The sequence below is a fragment of the Bacillus sp. SM2101 genome (assembly GCF_018588585.1).
Lineage (GTDB): Bacteria > Bacillota > Bacilli > Bacillales > SM2101 > Nanhaiella > Nanhaiella sioensis.
Window position 1 is genome coordinate 113403 of sequence record NZ_JAEUFG010000002.1, and the last position, 17396, is coordinate 130798.

Consider the following 17396-nt stretch of genomic DNA (forward strand, 5'->3'; position numbering starts at 1 on the left):
GACGCTACATTATTTTACTTCAAATGTAATTTCACCAATACCGACATCTGTATCAATATCTATTATCACATCAGCATTTTCAAAGGCATCATTTACATAGATTCCGTTACCATCAGAAATCAGTCCTTTGAAATTAGCAGATCCGATCCCCTTTTCTGAATGAACCCTTACTCCCACTTCATTAGGAAGCAGAATTGTTGTACTCCCTATACCAGCGTTAATACGGACATCAAAGCTCTTTTCCCAATCACCTCTTAAATCTAATGTCATATCACCAACACCAGTATCAATCTCTAAATTACTTAACAACAAACCACGTAAATCTAATTCAGTATCGGATACCCCAGCATCAACGTTAAGGTCTATTGGAACCTCATCCGATAATTTTAAATCCCAATTATTTTTAAAGCTACCTTTACCAGGAATATCAAAATTAAGATCGAAAAAGGAATTTTTACGGTTTTGGGTAATTTCTACCTTCCCAGTCTCTCTTCTCACATCATATGATACATCAGGTTTTAAATTTTTATCTTTGTATGCTATATTTCCTTCAACCCATTCATTTGCCCCTTCAGATACATGTATATCACCTACTCCAAAGGAAAGATTAACATCTAGTTCTTTCGCTTGATCTTTTTTTATCTCAATTGTTTCTTCTCTCTGAGTAGTTCCGCCGGTTGTCATACTAAACCCAAATGCAGCAATTAATAACGTACCGATTACAATACCTACAAGTGTAATTTTCCTCATTGAAAATTTCCCCCTTTTAGTTAGCTAATATTTATCATACTGGAGATTCCCGTTACCATTAACGCTCTTGAGCTCTAATTGTTGCTAAGACCTGAGGCTTAGAAGATGGATCTTTCCTACTAAGGGATTACCCAATACAGACTAATATTGAACGTTCAAGTAAACTTAAGCCTTTAATATTAGGGAACCGTTTTCGATTTGCTGTTATAAGAGACTAATTAAGGACAGCAACAACTAAATCTATGCATTGAACTCATGCTACATGAGCAAAGATATCACGAATGCTTGGGTTATACGTATTTATTTTTTAGTACGAAAAGCAACAATCAATGTGAAAACAGCCATTACAAAACATCTTCATTTTCTATATTTCTTATCGATACGTAAGCAACCCCTACCCCTATAGCACATAGAGCCAATGGTATGATGATAATGGAACTTAAGGAAAAGCCACCATTATTTGAATTAAGTATTGAAATAATTATTATGGAGGAAACAATCGTTGCTGGTACTGATTTTTTCTTCATACCAAAATAAAGCGGAATTAAGCAAATGCCTGAAGCTGCAACGGCTTGAACCGCCATTCTACTAAACTGATTTACAATTAAATCCGTCGTCATAACATCTGGGATATAATGATTGTATGACTCAAGTATAATAAAAATAGTAGCTATAATTATATTAGATAACAAAATTGTAAAAAAAGTAAATCCGCTAATCATGATCAGCTTCGAAAATATCAACTTTTTTCTGTTAATAGGATAAGTAAATAGGACAGAAATTGTTTTATTTTTATATTCATCAATAATTAATTTAGCAATAAGAACTGCCGCAAAGATTACAAAGGTAATTCTAACAAACGTATCAATTATTAAAAATAACTCATTATAATCTGGGATAAAGTTGTCTTTTTCTATATAATAAATCATAGCAAAAAAAAGTGTAATTGAAATATTCGCTATAATTACTCCTCTCATAATCCCTTTAAAATTATGTTTCTTTAGTTCTAATTTCATTAAATTTAGCATCATATCCACCTCTCATCGTTATACCTTTATTCTTCCTCAGTTCTTACCTCATTCAGTTTAAGCAATCTTCCCATCCCCATTAATCATTTTTAAGAAATATTCCTCTAGTGTATTGTTTTTCTTTGTAATAGATTCAATGTCGACATCCTTTAAAATTAACGCTTTGGAAATTTCACTTTGTGAAATATTTGAATCATAAATTCTAATACATTTTTCATCCATTATCTTAAAATTTGATATGCTAAGCGTATGTTCTAAAACAAAAACAGCCCTTTTACAATCTGTTACTATCATTTCGATAAACTCAGTATTTAATTGTCTAACATTATCCATTGAAAGCTCCTCAATTAATATTCCGTCCTTAATGATGCCAATTGTATCTGCAATTTGTTCAATTTCTCCTAATATATGACTCGAAATGAGTAACGTAATACCGTACTCCTTGCTTAACATTTTGAATAAATCTCTTAGCTCCTTTATACCAACAGGATCAAGTCCATTTATCGGTTCATCTAAGATTAATAACTCCGGTTTTGTAATAATCGCTCGTGCTATCCCAAGCCTTTGTTTCATACCTAGCGAAAAATGTTTAACCAATTTGTCGTCTACATTTTTTAAATTTACAAGTTGCAACGCATGATTTATAGCACTTTTATCGTGATATCCCATATACTCACAGTGCAACTCCAAATTCTCCTTTGCTGTAAGCTTTTCATAAAAAATGGGATACTCAATAATACTTCCCAATCTCTTTAAAATTTCGTAAGATGTGTTCGTTAATTTCTCACCGAAGATCTCTATTTCACCACTCGTTGGCTTAAATAAATTTGTTATCATCTTCATAATTGTTGTTTTACCAGCCCCATTAGGCCCTAAAAAACCATAAATTTCACCTTTTTTTACTTTCATGTTTACATTAGAAATTATTTCTTTACCTTCTATTACTTTAGTCAACTGGTTAGTTTTCAAAATAAAAGTCATGTTCATTCCCCTTTCTTAAAGCTTCTATGTCATATCATACCCATCATAATTTTCTTTTTTATCTCTTATTTCTTACAAAAATCTTAAGATTGCGATCATAATGTTAATCTGTTTAATTTAAAGCAAAAACTTGTTTTTTCATGTGGAATACTATGTAAAGTTATTTCCCCTGATAATTCTTCAATCAGTCTCTTCGTAATTGTAAGTCCAAGTCCACTCCCTTGAAACTGTTTATTTCTTGAATCGTCAAGGGTAAACAACCGTTCAAATACTAGGTCTTTATGTAATTCATGAATCCCTTTCCCTTTATCCCAAACTTCTACGTATACGTACTCAGGATCGTTCGATAAGTTAATTCCAATTGTCTTTCCATCGCTCCCATATTGAATCGCATTCGAAATTAAATTGTTTAATATTCTATCAAGAGCTTCTTCATTTGCTAGTGAAAAAATCGTATTTTCAGGTATATCTATAACAACTTTGAAACCTTCTGCTGTTAAAATATCATAAAAGCTCAATATGTTTTTTTTACAAATCTCATTCATATTCACTCTAGTCAAAGCTATTTCTTTATCCCCTGACTCCAGCTTTGCTAAATCGAAAAATTTATTAATGAGTTCAGATACTTCAATCGTTTTGTTATGTATTTTCGTTAATAATCTATTTCTTTCTTCCATGCTTATATTAGGATTTTGAATGATCGTTTCAATATAACCTAACACGACAGTCAATGGTGTTTTTAAGTCGTGAGAAATATTTGAAAGCATTTTCTTCATTGATATTTCTAATTTAGTGAAATCAGAAATCATTTGTTGATTCTTATTCAATAGCCGATTGATTTCAATTAACAGCATTTGTAGCTCATTATGACTTGTGACAAGTAATAACTTTTCACTAGAATCTTGTGTAATAATGTTGCTTAGCTTCTTATAGATATACGTTATATCATTATCTCGATTACGCATCGATTTATATTGTACGAAAATAACAATTGTTAATAGGCCTATTACCATAAGCAAGAAAAAAGTCATTTCAAACGTCCCCTAACTTATAGCCAATGCCCCATAAAGTTTTAATATAAATAGGCGAAGAAGGGTTCTCTTCAATTTTTTCTCGCAACCTTCTCATATGTACATTAATGATATTCTCATCTCCAAGATAACCATCATCCCATATCAATTGATAAATCTGCTCTTTAGTAAAAACTCTATTCGGATGTGAAATAAATAACTTTAAAATATGAAATTCTTTTGAAGTTAGCTTAATTTCCTTCCCATTCTTACTAACTGAAAAATTATTAAGGTCAACTTTAAGTCCATTATATTTCACTATCTTCGCTTCATTAGTTTCCCTATTTTGCGAATATTGTTTAGCGCGCCTTATTGCTGCTTGAACACGAGCGGACAACTCTATCATTGAAAATGGCTTTGCAATATAGTCATCTGCACCAAAACCTAAACCTAATGCTTTATCAACATCACTGTCCTTAGCTGACATGATTAAAATTGGGATCGTACTTTTTTCTCTGATTAACTTTAATAAATCTATACCATTAAGTTGTGGAAGCATAATGTCTAATAAAATCAAATCAAATTCGTTATTTATTAGTATTCTTTCAGCTTCTCTTCCATCATAGGCAGTCGTTATCAAATACCCTTCTTTTGTCAAATATTCTTCAACCATTTCACTAATTGATAGATCATCCTCTACAACCAAAACTTTTGCTTCCATAACCCATTCACCCTTTTCTTAAAAATGCATAGTCACAAAATCTGTTTTTATTGTTGATAAACTAATAGCCTTTACTAACATTACTAGATATAAATTAACAAATCCTTTATTATTAGTATGTTTTATGGAATTTTACAGCTCTAATATGTTATTTTTTTACACCTTTAATATGTAATTTAAATTATATTTTCATAGACTGCAGTATGTAAAAATAATGCTCACTTCTCAACAATTGATTACGATATAAAAAATGAATCATTTGTTAAAGAGATGGTTGTATGGTATTTAGCCTATGTTACCAACATAGATAATTCTACTGATTCCAGTATTGATGTAAAAGCTCATAGCTTCATAGCGACCATATATGATGCATAAGGCCAAAGTATAATTTCATTTGTCCCGAACTGGCTTGATATGGACCACATAAACAAAGACGCTTTTTAATATAAAAGCGTCTTAATGAATAACAATGACTATATTATGAATATAAGTTGTTATTATTAAATGAACTCTAAGGATCAATAATTGTTTTGTAATAGTCGTAAACCAGATCAAGCGTTCATTCCATTTTAATGAACGCTTGACTTCATTAAAATCTTTTGTGCTTCTTTTAAATCTATATCTTCAACAATATGTAACGGTGTCCAAGGAATATAAACATCTGGCTTAATGCCTACACCTGACATCCCCCTACCTTGCTCAATTCTAGTTAACCTAGTAGTTGGATACCATAGTTCGAATAAATTATTCCATTTCATAACTGCGAGGCTAGAGTAATCATTTACACCTGCTGTAGGTCTGCCGATTACTGTGACCTTTGAAGACTTTTTACATAGTTCAACAAAAGAGTCACCTGAACTTCCACAATATACATCTGTAAGTATAATAATTTTATTTGGGGATTTTGAACCTGAAAAGATGGCTAATTGCTTTAAATCACTGAAATCAAACTTAACGAACCCTTTCCCTTGATGTTTTTCCCATTCATCACGTAAAACCGTAAGAGATTTCAATGCAATTGGATCTTTTGTCATTTTTATAGAGTTATTGATGCTATCGATACAAAGACGATAATTACGGTCAGTACAATGAAAATACATGTCATCTTCACTTTCATCAAAAAGGTTAATAACCCTATCTTCAAAAATGTACGGAAGTAATGAATAAAAGGAAGTATCACTCCCACCATGGTTTACTCTTACGTCAATTAATAGATTTTCACTATTTGCTATTTCTTCCGCATGCTCATTAATTAAGTTGGTAATCGCCTCTGGGTTATCAAAATCAGTAATAGTCATCAATAATGTACGGTGTTGTAGCTTTTCAATCGTATATGTTGGAATATAAGAAGTTTGCTCATATTTTGTTAGTCCAACAGTTTTTTTCACTCCTTCATGATCGATTAGCTCGCAATATTCATATTGATTTATTACTGCGTTCCAGTCCTGTCTTTCTGGATTGGCTGATTTTAAATTTCTTTCGTGTATTTTTGCTAATACAGGAATTGATATATTGTCGATTGAAATAATTTTTTGTCCTTTTTCTACACTTGTTGTTTCTTTACCAACTGAAGTGATGTACAAAAAATCATTATATCTCCTAACTTTAAAATCGCTTTCATACTGTTTTCCTTCGCTGCTATTTAATAATCGAAATTTTATATGATGGTCTTTAAAATCAATTAGATAGTCTTTAACAATTTCAACAAATTTTTGTGGATTTAAAGCACTGTCCTCCTCTAGACTCTTAATCTTAGAAAGGTAATTATTTGGATGATCCCATCCTCGTTTATCAACACACCCTGAATAATCATGCTGCATAATAGAAACAATTTCGTTAAAAATTTTATAATACATTCGGTATCCTCCAATTACCTTTGATATGTTATGAGCGTCGGCGAAGGTGAAAACGGAAAAAAACTTGCCATTGCTACGGAATATGGATCAGTATTATCGATTTCAGCTTCAATGGCTTTATATGCTCTAGTTTTTGCGAAGTTAATTTGATGAGCCGTCAGTAGTAAAATTAAGTTTTCATCTATACCATTCTTTGTTCCACGCCAGCCAAATTCAAGTTTATTCATATCATCTGAATAGTGTAAAAGCGAAAATGCCAATACATTACTTTTATATACTATAATATAACTACCTTCTAAAAGGGTGTCCTCGTTATATATTAATTGTTCCCATTTATTTAAGTCATGAACACCTAATGGGTTGATAGTATGTGTTGATTCATACGTCTTTTTTATAAGCATAACAATTTCTTCTTTAAGTTCGTTGTTACAGCTAATATCCGAAAGGCTCACTACCGAGTATTCATCATGTTTAAGCTGTAATTCGTTTACAATCACTGACAAATCAGCTACTGATGAAAGATCTAATAAACTGTTATACGTTCTTCTAACTTCTCTGAAACCCGTTGATTCATAGAAATTCTTAAGCTTAAGCGTGGTTTCCCAAATTGATGTTTGTAAAGGAAGCATATCGTCACAATAGTACTGAAGTTGTTCAAGTAATTTATGCAAGTCAACAATATATAATGGCTTAGCAGCTATAGAGATGTACGTACAGTACGGATGGAATACCGATTTCCAAGCTACTGCCATCCCTACTAAATTCTTATTATATAAAACAGAGATGGAACATATTTTCATGGTACTCTTGAACCCTCTTAAGAAATACTCCTTTGACTGTTCATCATCTCCAAAGCAAGAACGCAGTAATTCTTTCATTTGTTTTTCTGACTGAAAACTGTTTATGTCATATTCTAATCTATTATCTATCATAAAATCTCCATACCCTTAGTATAAATATTTGACCACAATATACCCATTTCAATTACCTACGCTTTATTGTCTTTAACATATTAATATGTGACTTTATTGGTTTTCTAGATAATTTTATTATTTAATATTTATACCCCCAATCCATATTTATCCTGTTTTTATATATTTTATTAGTTTACGAACACTTATGCTACTAGAATAAATAACAAAAAACATTTAATTGTCAACTTTTCACTATGACTACGATTAGAGGTAGATTGCTTTTAGGCTTTGACTTGGTGTTCATATCAATCATTCAGACTCATTTTATGTTTATTGAAGAAATTATTTTATGTAGTTTACCTAATCTATCAGTAATAAAAAATCTGTTGTGAAAATCATGACAATTTTTTATCTCTTGACCGAATACCTTAGTATCTACACAAGTACTTCATTATATTGCTTGTAATTTTATTATCTTTTACTCAGCTTAGCGTTTATTATAAAGAATCAACTACTTACATGCTGTAATATGAGTGACAGACCATTTCTTTAATTATTTGATAACATATATTTTTATACATTAATTCGGTGTATTGAAAATCCTTCTTCATCCTGACGGGATCTAGAAACTTAACTTTGTTGCTACTTCTACTAAACTTTGACAATATGATGAGTTTTATGAGAACTCAATCATTGTAAAAGTAGCAAAGATGCCACGAAAACAACCTATTATTAAAAGTAACAATGAATGCGAAACCAAGCTTCATCACAAAAAAAATAATCTGTCTTTTTTAGAGTGGTTTCCCACCAATTAGTGTACTTTATCCTAGAATATCATCGAGATAAAATTGGAATATATCCACGATACTGCTTCTTCATTCTATATGTTATGATTGACAGAAGAAACTACAGAAAAAAACCTATATAATTAGGCTGTTTATTTACAATTGAAAACAATAGTAATCTAGACTCCTATTTAGTATTATGAGTCGAGGTAATTCTTTAAGATATATATTGGAGGAATAAATCAATGAGTTTATTAGCAATTGATGACTTAAGTCATAGTTTTGGAGATCGTACGCTTTTTAAAGATGTTTCTCTACGACTATTAGCTGGAGAACATGTGGGGCTAGTCGGGGCAAACGGTGTAGGTAAGTCGACGTTAATGAATATAATTACCGGACAACTAATCCATGATACCGGTAGAGTGGAATGGACGCCGAATGTTGAATATGGCTACCTTGATCAACATACAGTATTAACTCCTGGAAAAACAATAAAAGACGTGTTAAATGATGCTTTCTTACCACTTTTTGAACAAGAAAAACAGTTGAATGAGATAACATCACAAATGGCTACTGCCTCTCCAGAGGAATTAGAAGTCTTACTAGAAAAAATGGGAGATATTCAAGATCAGCTTGATGCTGGAGGGTTTTATTCACTCGATCTGAAAGTTGAAGAGGCAGCTCGTGGACTTGGCCTAGATGCCATTGGTTTAGAACGAGATGTTGCCACACTAAGTGGGGGGCAACGCACAAAAGTATTACTTGCTAAACTATTATTAGAGCAACCGAAAGTACTATTACTAGATGAGCCGACTAACTTTTTAGATGTTGAGCATATAAACTGGCTTAGCCATTATTTAAAAGAATACCCTCACGCCTTTATGTTAATTTCACATGATACAGAATTTATGAATAGGGTTGTAAATGTAATATTTCATCTCGAATTTTCAAAGTTAACAAGGTATACCGCAAACTACGAAAAATTCCTAGAAATGGCGGACATCAATAAAAACCAACACCTTCAAGCATATGAAAAGCAACAAGAGCATATTAAAAAACAAGAAGATTTTATTGCAAAAAATAAAGCACGATATTCAACTACTGGACGAGCAAAAAGTCGCCAAAAGCAATTAGATCGGATGGAGAGGATTGATCGCCCTGAAATGGCGATGAAACCAACATTCGAATTTAAAGAATCACGTGGAAGTAGTCGTTTTGTCTTTGAAGGAAAAGACCTTGAAATAGGCTATACAAATCCACTATTACCTAAGTTAACAATGACGATCGAGCGAGGAGAAAAGATTGCCATCGTTGGATGTAACGGAGTTGGAAAGTCTACGCTATTAAAAACGATACTAGGGACGATCAATCCATTAAGTGGATCAGCTATGCGTGGAGATTTTCTCTATCCATCTTATTTTGAGCAAGAAGTAAAAGTAGAAAGTATTACACCTATTGACGATGTTTGGAATGAGTTTCCACAGTTAGACCAGCACCAGGTGAGAGCAGTACTTGCACGTTGCGGCTTAAAAAACGAGCATATTTCAAGACCTCTTAATCAATTAAGTGGTGGAGAACAAGCAAAGGTACGTCTATGTAAGTTACTCATGAATGAAAGTAACTGGTTACTGTTCGATGAGCCAACAAATCACCTAGACGTCGTTGCCAAAGAAGAGCTAAAACGAGCGTTAAAAGCTTACAAAGGAACGGTTCTCCTAGTGTGTCACGAACCTGACTTCTATGAGGATTGGGTAACAAAAGTTTGGAATGTTGAAGAATGGGCTAACGAAACTATTGAACAAGCATAACTAAGAAAATACCAAATTTTTCAACACCTAAGACTATTCCATAGGTAAAATTAAGCCAATACGGTATAGTTAGACATTCATAAAAACTAATGCACAATCGATTAAGACCGTTAAGTTAACAACTTGCGGTCTTTTTTATTTTCTGATCGAAGGTTGATCTGGTATAAGAAAAAATACTTAATCACCACTATTTCGTAGTAGCTTTCCTTCTATAAAATAGTAATATAACTTTGTTTGTCGCTGAAAATTTGTAAAATCCAACAAAGTTGTAAGCTATTTTACCTCCATCGTTTTAAAAAAGTAAAAGATCCCTTAAAATTTTCTACATCCATCCTTATTTCTTCTCATATCTCTTTTTTAGGCCTTTTCGTAATCTTTGTTGCTATTGCTCCTAAACTAGAAACTTTCGTAACAGTCATCGTTTTATATAAGAAAAATACCACAAAAGCTATGGTATTCGTGGTATTTTTTGTACGAAAACAACAATTTATGAAAAACTCCCTTTTCATATTGACTCTAACGTTACGTTATACTTTATAGTAAAAGTTGAAGGGAGGTTATAACCATGTCAAAGAGAGTTAAAGAAGTTGCAGATTTGGTAGGTATAAGTGTGCGCACACTACACCATTATGATGAAATTGGACTGCTAAAACCAGCTAAAGTGACTGAAGCTGGTTATCGGCTATATACCGATGATAATCTTGAAACATTACAACAAATCCTCTTTTTTAGAGAGCTTGGCTTCCCTTTAAAAAAAATTAAAGAGGTTATTAATAGCCCTTCATTTAACCGGCGTGAAGCGTTAGAACTTCACCAACAAATGTTAATAGAAAAGCGACGTCGACTAGATAACATGATTACAACGATTAATAAAACAATCAAGCATATGAAAGGAGAAATTCACATGACGAATAAAGAAAAATTCGAAGGCTTTGATTTTAGTCATAATCCCTACGAGGAGGAAGCACGTAAACGGTGGGGAGATCAAGCTGTAGATACAGTAAACACTGGTATAACAAATATGTCTAAAGATGAAAGGGAGCATTTTTCCAAAGAGTGGGACTCAGTGTGTATGAAGCTTGCATTACTTCGAGATCGTTCACCTGAATCACAAGTAGCACAAGAAGCAATTAAAGAATGGTATGATCTTTTGAATAAGATAGGAAATTATTCTCCTGAGGCATTTAAAGGATTAGGGCAATTGTATGTTAATGATGATCGGTTCACAAAGAATATTGACAAATACGGTGAAGGCTTAGCAAAATTCATGTGTAAATCAATGGGAATTTTTGCAGATAACATGAAGAAATAACCATTATCATTTAACCTAGAAAATTACCACATACAAAAAGGGCAGAACTCTCCTGCCCTCTTTTCTATGCTAAGCCGTTTTAGGCAACAAAATATTAAAGGTTGTTCCTTTGTTTTCTTCACTTTCAATAAAAACTTTACCATAATGACTTTCAATTATTTTAAAGCTAACCATTAGCCCAAGCCCATTTCCATCTTGTTTTGTCGTATAAAATGGTTCACCTAACTTCTTCATCTTTTCTTCTGGAATGCCTACACCTGTATCATGAATGGAAATTTGAACATGCTCATCGAGAATGACCGCTCTTACAATAAGGTCTCCACCATTTGGCATCGCTTCTATACCATTTTTAATAAAGTTTAAGAAAACTTGCTTTAAGCGATTTTCATCACATGCGACCTTTATTTCTTCCTCGTTATAGTCGAATTTAAGTTTTACTTTCCTTTTTTTAGCTTCAAATTCTAACAATGATAAGACATTATTTATCATTGGTATAATATCCCTCACTATTAACAATGGTGCATTAGGTTTTGCAAGTACCATAAAGTCCTCAACAATAGAGTTCACTCGTTCAATTTCATCAAGAATAATATCGAGGAATTCCTGTCGTTCAATATTATTTTCATCCTCTCTTAAAAATTCCGCATACCCCTTCATTGAAGTGAGTGGATTTCGAATTTCATGAGCAACACCTGCTGCTAATTGACCGACCGCAGCTAATTTATCTTGTCGATGGAGCATTTCTTCTGTTTTTTTCTGATCTGTGATGTCATTTCTAATCGCTAAATACTGATACGGTTTTCCATCCTCATTAGTAAAAGGTACAATTGTTGTATAAACCCAATAAAATGTTCCATCCTTGGCTTTATTACGAATTTCACCTTTCCATATGTCACCATTCCCTATCGTTTGCCACATGTTTTTAAAGAAATCAGCCGAATGGTATCTAGAGTTCAACAAACTATGATTCTTGCCGAGCAACTCCTCTCTATCGTATTTAGAAATCTTACAAAATTCATCATTTGCATAAGTAATAAAGCCTTGACGATCAGTAATTGCCACAATTGTTGATTGATCTAAAGCATATTTGATATCGCTTATTTCTTTTAATTTATCCTTCAACTGAAGCTCTGTCAGCTTTTTACTCGTAATATCATTTCTAATCGATACATATTGATAAGGTTTTCCTTTGCTATTAAGTAATGGCACAATCGTTGTATCTACCCAATAATGGGTTCCATCCTTTGCTCTATTTCTAATTTGTCCTTTCCATACATCACCATGACCAATCGTTTGCCATAGCTCTCGGAAAAACGTAGATGAATGATAATTAGAATTCAAAATTCTATGGTTCTGTCCAAGTAATTCATGCTCCTCATATTTGGATATTTGCACAAATTTATCATTCACGTATGTGATAGATCCTTTAGCATCAGTAATAGCGACAATTGAAGATTCATCTAATGCGGTTGTAATATCCTTTGCATATGTCTCTTTAGACGCTACTCTTCTATTTAATGAAATGCTATTTGCCAATAGTCCTGAAAAAATCATTATAGAAAATACTAGTACAACAAATAGTGCTGTGACATCTTGATTCCCACTTTGCTCCAATCCACCCCCGCCGTGAAACTGGAGGTTAGAGGCTCTAATTAAAATAAAATGATTTTGTACAATTGCACAAGTAATTAGAAAAGAGCAAATCGGTGTGATCCATGTTCGAATAGTTGCAGACTGTGTTGGCAGCTGAAACAAAATCCAAAAAGTAAGTACAAAAGTTCCTAATACGATCATACTTGATAAAGCAACTAGCAACAAATTATAGACAACATCAGACACAGCTGAAATACCAATAATATGGCTAGTGACAAGACCAATCGTCATTACTAAACTACATATGAAAATATGTATAAATTTCGTGGATTTCTTAGTTACTAAAGAAAAGGAAGTTGCGGTAAATAATAGTGCTAGAATGAAAGAAAAAGTCGCTAGAGGTATATGAAATATCTTTATCCCTTTTGGAGCACTAGCAAGTATACCTAAAAAATTAACGATCCAAATGCCAATTGCCATAGAAATAGATCCACTAATAAATATACGTCGTTTATTTTTTTTTGCATTTTTATATATTAATAATAAATCTATAGCCGTATAAGTAGCTAATATAGTTAGTATAATCGACAATAATATAAGAAATGGATTAAACGACCCAACTATATATTCCATTTATCATCCAGTCTCCCTCATTTAAAGTTTACACTATAATTGTAATGGAATTGTTTGCTACATGGAAGGTCTAATATCTGCTTATACAGAAAAAACACTTAGCTGTGTTTCGTATATCAATGCTGTTTTCACCATGATTGTTGTTTTTCGTACTAAGAAAAAAATAACTATAAACCGAGCATTTTTCATGTATTTAGTCTTCTTAGCAACAAAGTTTATGAAGAAAACCTAAATCAATGAGGAACGATTCTTGTTTCATTAATATTGGTGTTCATACTAAAAACTAGCAGAGAAACACAATCTTTTATAAGCAACATAATTTTCGAAAAATACCTATCCAAAGTCTAGAAAAACATACCTAATTACTCAAATGTATTAACAATAATGATAAGTTCACGAATAGTCCCTGTTAATTTGATATTTTCTCAGTCGATATTGAAGGCTCTGTCTACTCATGCCAAGAGCTTTTGCAGTATTAGATATATTATAATCATTAACTTGAAGAGCTTTTGTAATATACTCAACCTCCATATTATTCATATATTCTTCAAGTGTTTTCAATGACTCCTCCTTATTTAAGGCAACGTGAATAGTATGCTGCTTGAACTGAGGTTTATTTCTAAATTGAATTGGTAAATGTGCAAATGTAATGTCTTCATTCTCTTCAATAAAATTCATTGCACCTTCTACGATATGTTCCAGTTCTCTTACATTTCCAGGCCAATCATATTCATAAAAAGATCTCATTACTTGATCGTCGATTTGTTTAACACTCATCCCAAACAGTTTATTATACTTGTTAATAAAACTTTTTAATAGCAGATTAATGTCCTCTTTTCTATCACGTAATGGCGGAATAAATACTGAGACTACACTTAAGCGATAATATAAATCCTTTCTTAATCGTCCTTCGGCAATTGCATCTATTGGATCTTCATTCATTGTTGCTATAATACGTACATCGATTGGCGTATCTTTCGTGTCTCCGATGCGACGTATACTTTTTTCTTGAAGTGCACGTAACAGCTTAGCTTGTAATACAGGATTCAAAGAATTGATTTCATCAAGCAGTAATGTCCCGCCTTCCGCTTGTTCAAATAACCCTGGCCGCTCTATTGCTCCTGTAAAGGCACCCTTCTTCGTACCAAATAATAGCCCTTCAATAAGATGATCAGGAAGTGCAGCGCAATTCTGTGATATAAAGGGTTTTGCAGATCGAGAACTACCGTTATGAATGCTTTGAGCAAATAATTCTTTTCCTGTTCCAGTCTCACCGACAATGAGCACGGATGACGATGTTCGTGTTGCTCGCTTACTAGTCTCAATTAGTTCCTTCATTACTTGACTATCACTTAAAATATGTTCAAATGTAAAAGTTGCATTTCCTTTTTTCTGCATATTTTCGCGTATAAGTCTCTCAAGTTTAGTTACATCTTTAGCAATTTCCATCGCACCAATCATTTGTTTTTTGCTATCGCTAATTGGAAAAGTATCATTTATAGTTGTAATTTCTTTTCCTAGTAGGTTAAAATATGTTTGTTTTACATTCCTTGTTATATGCAAATGTTGGAGCGCTTGTATGAGTGTGCTTGATTGTTGATCCTGAAATGTATAGCTTTCTAATAAATTTTTGTGTAACACATCTTCACGTTCCATGCCTTCTATTTGTGCCATTTTTTTATTGTATATTATCGTTCGTCCATGCTGATCTATCACATGTACACCGACATCAATTTCATCTACAAGTTGATCAAATATAAACAGAAGCTTATTTTCATGTTCTTTGTTATTCATCTTCATCACCACAATAATATTGTAGATGAACAACATGACAGCCGCAATATAATTATGCACCAATCATACAATGTAATAACATGACGCAAATTTTTTTTGCATAAATACATATTTATATTTGATAAATACTAATGATACAAGTCTATTTCCCATTGACTGTTGTTCTCGACTATGAAATGAACATATACATACCTAGACTTTGTGGCGTTTTTTCTTCAGTAAAACAAGTAATACCATATAAAACCACTTATTACAGTTTAAATTGGGAAACAATAGTGTAAGAAAAGCCTTTTGTTGGCATGGAAATTGCAATGCATATTACTACACTATTTTTAAGTAAAAGAAGGAGAGAATTTGATGAACAATACAACTTCAAATCGCATCATTGAACAAACTGAGAAGTACGGAGCTCACAACTACCATCCACTACCTATCGTTATTTCAAAAGCAGAAGGTGTTTGGGTTGAAGATCCAGAAGGTAATAAATATATGGATATGTTAAGTGCCTATTCTGCAGTTAACCAAGGGCACCGTCATCCAAAAATAATTCAAGCATTGAAAGATCAAGCTGATCAAGTAACATTAACCTCACGCGCTTTTCATAACGATCAACTAGGCCCTTGGTATGAAAAAATTTGTGAATTGACAGGTAAAGAAATGGCTTTACCTATGAATACAGGTGCCGAAGCAGTTGAAACGGCAATTAAGGCCGTACGTCGTTGGGGTTATGACGTTAAAGGTATTGCACAAGATCAAGCTGAAATTATTGCTTGTGAAGGAAACTTTCACGGGCGAACAATGACAGCCGTTTCACTATCTTCTGAAGCTGAATATAAACGTGGCTTCGGTCCAATGCTTCCAGGTATTAAGCTAATACCATATGGCGACTTAGATGCATTGAAAGCAGCGATTACTCCAAATACTGCAGGCTTTCTACTCGAACCAATTCAAGGCGAAGCTGGTATCGTTTTTCCTCCAGATGGATTCTTAAAAGAAGCATATGATCTATGTAAAGAACAGAATGTATTATTTATTGCTGATGAAATTCAAGCAGGCTTAGCACGCACAGGAAAAATGTTTGCTACTGAATGGGAAAACGTAGAACCAGATATGTGGATTCTCGGAAAAGCACTAGGTGGTGGTGTGTTCCCAATCTCTTGTGTAGTTGCAAATAAAGACATTCTTAATGTATTTAACCCTGGTTCTCACGGATCAACATTTGGTGGCAACCCACTTGCGTGTGCGGTATCACTTGCATCTTTAGAAGTATTAGAGGATGAAAAGCTTGCAGAAAGATCATTAGAGCTTGGAAATTACTTCACAGATAAGCTAAAAGAAATTAATAATCCAATGATAAAAGAAATACGTGGCAGAGGGTTATTTATTGGCGTAGAGTTACATGAACCAGCACGTAAATATTGTGAAACACTTAAAGCAGAAGGTTTGCTATGTAAAGAAACACATGAAAATGTTATCAGATTCGCTCCACCACTTGTTATTAAACAAGATGAGCTTGACTGGGCGATTGAACGTATCCAAAAAGTATTAGGAATGTAACGTCTTGGTCTATCACTACAACAAGATAGTGACGAATGACTAAATAAGTGCAAATACAAAATGCTCCAGCGTCTTGTTGACCTCAAACAAGCGTTGGAGCATTTTGTAACGTTTTAATTATTTGCAACATAGATTGATTAATACGAGTAGGATGAATTCATAATGATAGTGAAAGGATCTTAGTGTGGTGATATTGTTAGAAGGAAAAATAAAGCAGGTTACTTTGAAGGGCTAGAGCTAGGCCAACGCCATGCACACCATATGATTGCGATTAACGCTATTATTTCCATAATTAAAAAGAATATATCATCTAGATCATTTATACCACCAAAGATAATTAGCATAATCATTGTAATGAAACTAGCAATAATGTTTATTAAGCGATTAATTCGGTGCTGTAAAATTCGAGAGAGAATTACCATAGCAATTGGAATCTCTAACAGTATTCCAAATACCAATAAAAGCTCTTCGGTAATTATCGTTCCATTCACATTTCCCATCATCATTTCCTGTAGAAGCCCAGGTCTAAATAATTCATGTATATCCCGAAAAATGACATTTAACAATACAAATATCCACAATGCTGAAAGTGTTGTTTTTCTATCAAGATCAATTACTTTTTTCTCTGTAAGCACTCTCATTCTCCTTTCTTAA

Annotated in this window: 13 protein-coding genes; 3 read left to right on the forward strand and 10 right to left on the reverse strand. The window is 33.0% G+C overall.

Going from position 1 to position 17396, the window contains the following annotated elements:
* Positions 1-9: 9 nt before the first annotated feature.
* The 7 genes from JM172_RS02720 to JM172_RS02750 form a co-directional block, all read right to left on the reverse strand.
* Positions 10-750, reverse strand: coding sequence for a toast rack family protein (locus tag JM172_RS02720; RefSeq protein ID WP_214480541.1), 741 nt, complete (start codon positions 748-750; stop codon positions 10-12).
* 344 nt (positions 751-1094) lie between these two features.
* On the reverse strand, positions 1095-1778 hold the full coding sequence (locus tag JM172_RS02725; RefSeq protein WP_214480542.1) for an ABC transporter permease: 684 nt from the start codon (positions 1776-1778) through the stop codon (positions 1095-1097).
* Positions 1779-1835: 57 nt separating this feature from the next.
* Positions 1836-2759 (reverse strand): ABC transporter ATP-binding protein, encoded by a 924-nt coding sequence (locus JM172_RS02730; protein WP_214480543.1) that lies wholly within the window; start codon positions 2757-2759, stop codon positions 1836-1838.
* A 95-nt stretch (positions 2760-2854) separates the two neighbouring features.
* Complete coding sequence (locus JM172_RS02735) at positions 2855-3790, reverse strand: sensor histidine kinase (protein WP_214480544.1); 936 nt, start codon at positions 3788-3790, stop codon at positions 2855-2857.
* 1 nt (position 3791) lies between these two features.
* Positions 3792-4490, reverse strand: coding sequence for a response regulator transcription factor (locus tag JM172_RS02740; RefSeq protein ID WP_214480545.1), 699 nt, complete (start codon positions 4488-4490; stop codon positions 3792-3794).
* A gap of 569 nt (positions 4491-5059) precedes the next feature.
* The gene (locus tag JM172_RS02745; RefSeq protein ID WP_214480546.1) at positions 5060-6346 is read right to left on the reverse strand and encodes a S41 family peptidase; all 1287 of its coding nucleotides are present in this window, start codon (positions 6344-6346) and stop codon (positions 5060-5062) included.
* Positions 6347-6360: 14 nt separating this feature from the next.
* On the reverse strand, positions 6361-7278 hold the full coding sequence (locus JM172_RS02750) for a hypothetical protein (protein WP_214480547.1): 918 nt from the start codon (positions 7276-7278) through the stop codon (positions 6361-6363).
* 1012 nt (positions 7279-8290) lie between these two features.
* Here JM172_RS02750 and JM172_RS02755 point away from each other — a divergent pair.
* Together JM172_RS02755 and JM172_RS02760 are read left to right on the forward strand one after the other, a co-directional pair.
* Entirely contained in the window at positions 8291-9853 is a 1563-nt protein-coding gene (locus tag JM172_RS02755) for an ABC-F family ATP-binding cassette domain-containing protein (protein ID WP_214480548.1), read from the forward strand.
* 565 nt (positions 9854-10418) lie between these two features.
* Positions 10419-11165, forward strand: coding sequence for a MerR family transcriptional regulator (locus tag JM172_RS02760; protein ID WP_214480549.1), 747 nt, complete (start codon positions 10419-10421; stop codon positions 11163-11165).
* Between the two features lie 69 nt (positions 11166-11234).
* Here the strand turns inward: JM172_RS02760 and JM172_RS02765 are convergent, their stop codons facing one another.
* The gene (locus JM172_RS02765) at positions 11235-13391 is read right to left on the reverse strand and encodes a PAS domain S-box protein (RefSeq protein ID WP_214480550.1); all 2157 of its coding nucleotides are present in this window, start codon (positions 13389-13391) and stop codon (positions 11235-11237) included.
* Positions 13392-13784: 393 nt separating this feature from the next.
* A complete protein-coding gene (locus tag JM172_RS02770; RefSeq protein WP_214480722.1) occupies positions 13785-15185 on the reverse strand; it encodes a sigma-54 interaction domain-containing protein in 1401 nt (466 codons plus the stop codon).
* Between the two features lie 357 nt (positions 15186-15542).
* Here JM172_RS02770 and JM172_RS02775 point away from each other — a divergent pair, with 357 nt between their 5' ends.
* Positions 15543-16742, forward strand: coding sequence for an ornithine--oxo-acid transaminase (locus JM172_RS02775; RefSeq protein WP_214480551.1), 1200 nt, complete (start codon positions 15543-15545; stop codon positions 16740-16742).
* A 218-nt stretch (positions 16743-16960) separates the two neighbouring features.
* On the opposite strand, the gene JM172_RS02780 is transcribed toward JM172_RS02775, so the two are convergent.
* Positions 16961-17377 (reverse strand): DUF6326 family protein, encoded by a 417-nt coding sequence (locus JM172_RS02780; RefSeq protein WP_214480552.1) that lies wholly within the window; start codon positions 17375-17377, stop codon positions 16961-16963.
* Positions 17378-17396: the final 19 nt, after the last annotated feature.

Excerpts from the sequence above, each read along its gene's own strand:
- JM172_RS02770 (WP_214480722.1), bottom strand. The coding sequence starts at position 15,185 with ATGAATAACAAAGAACATGAAAATAAGCTTCTGTTTATATTTGATCAA.
- JM172_RS02740 (WP_214480545.1), bottom strand. The coding sequence starts at position 4,490 with ATGGAAGCAAAAGTTTTGGTTGTAGAGGATGATCTATCAATTAGTGAA.
- JM172_RS02735 (WP_214480544.1), bottom strand. The coding sequence starts at position 3,790 with ATGACTTTTTTCTTGCTTATGGTAATAGGCCTATTAACAATTGTTATT.
- JM172_RS02750 (WP_214480547.1), bottom strand. The coding sequence starts at position 7,278 with ATGATAGATAATAGATTAGAATATGACATAAACAGTTTTCAGTCAGAA.
- JM172_RS02720 (WP_214480541.1), bottom strand. The coding sequence starts at position 750 with ATGAGGAAAATTACACTTGTAGGTATTGTAATCGGTACGTTATTAATT.
- JM172_RS02725 (WP_214480542.1), bottom strand. The coding sequence starts at position 1,778 with ATGCTAAATTTAATGAAATTAGAACTAAAGAAACATAATTTTAAAGGG.
- JM172_RS02755 (WP_214480548.1), top strand. The coding sequence starts at position 8,291 with ATGAGTTTATTAGCAATTGATGACTTAAGTCATAGTTTTGGAGATCGT.
- JM172_RS02745 (WP_214480546.1), bottom strand. The coding sequence starts at position 6,346 with ATGTATTATAAAATTTTTAACGAAATTGTTTCTATTATGCAGCATGAT.
- JM172_RS02760 (WP_214480549.1), top strand. The coding sequence starts at position 10,419 with ATGTCAAAGAGAGTTAAAGAAGTTGCAGATTTGGTAGGTATAAGTGTG.
- JM172_RS02775 (WP_214480551.1), top strand. The coding sequence starts at position 15,543 with ATGAACAATACAACTTCAAATCGCATCATTGAACAAACTGAGAAGTAC.
- JM172_RS02765 (WP_214480550.1), bottom strand. The coding sequence starts at position 13,391 with ATGGAATATATAGTTGGGTCGTTTAATCCATTTCTTATATTATTGTCG.
- JM172_RS02730 (WP_214480543.1), bottom strand. The coding sequence starts at position 2,759 with ATGACTTTTATTTTGAAAACTAACCAGTTGACTAAAGTAATAGAAGGT.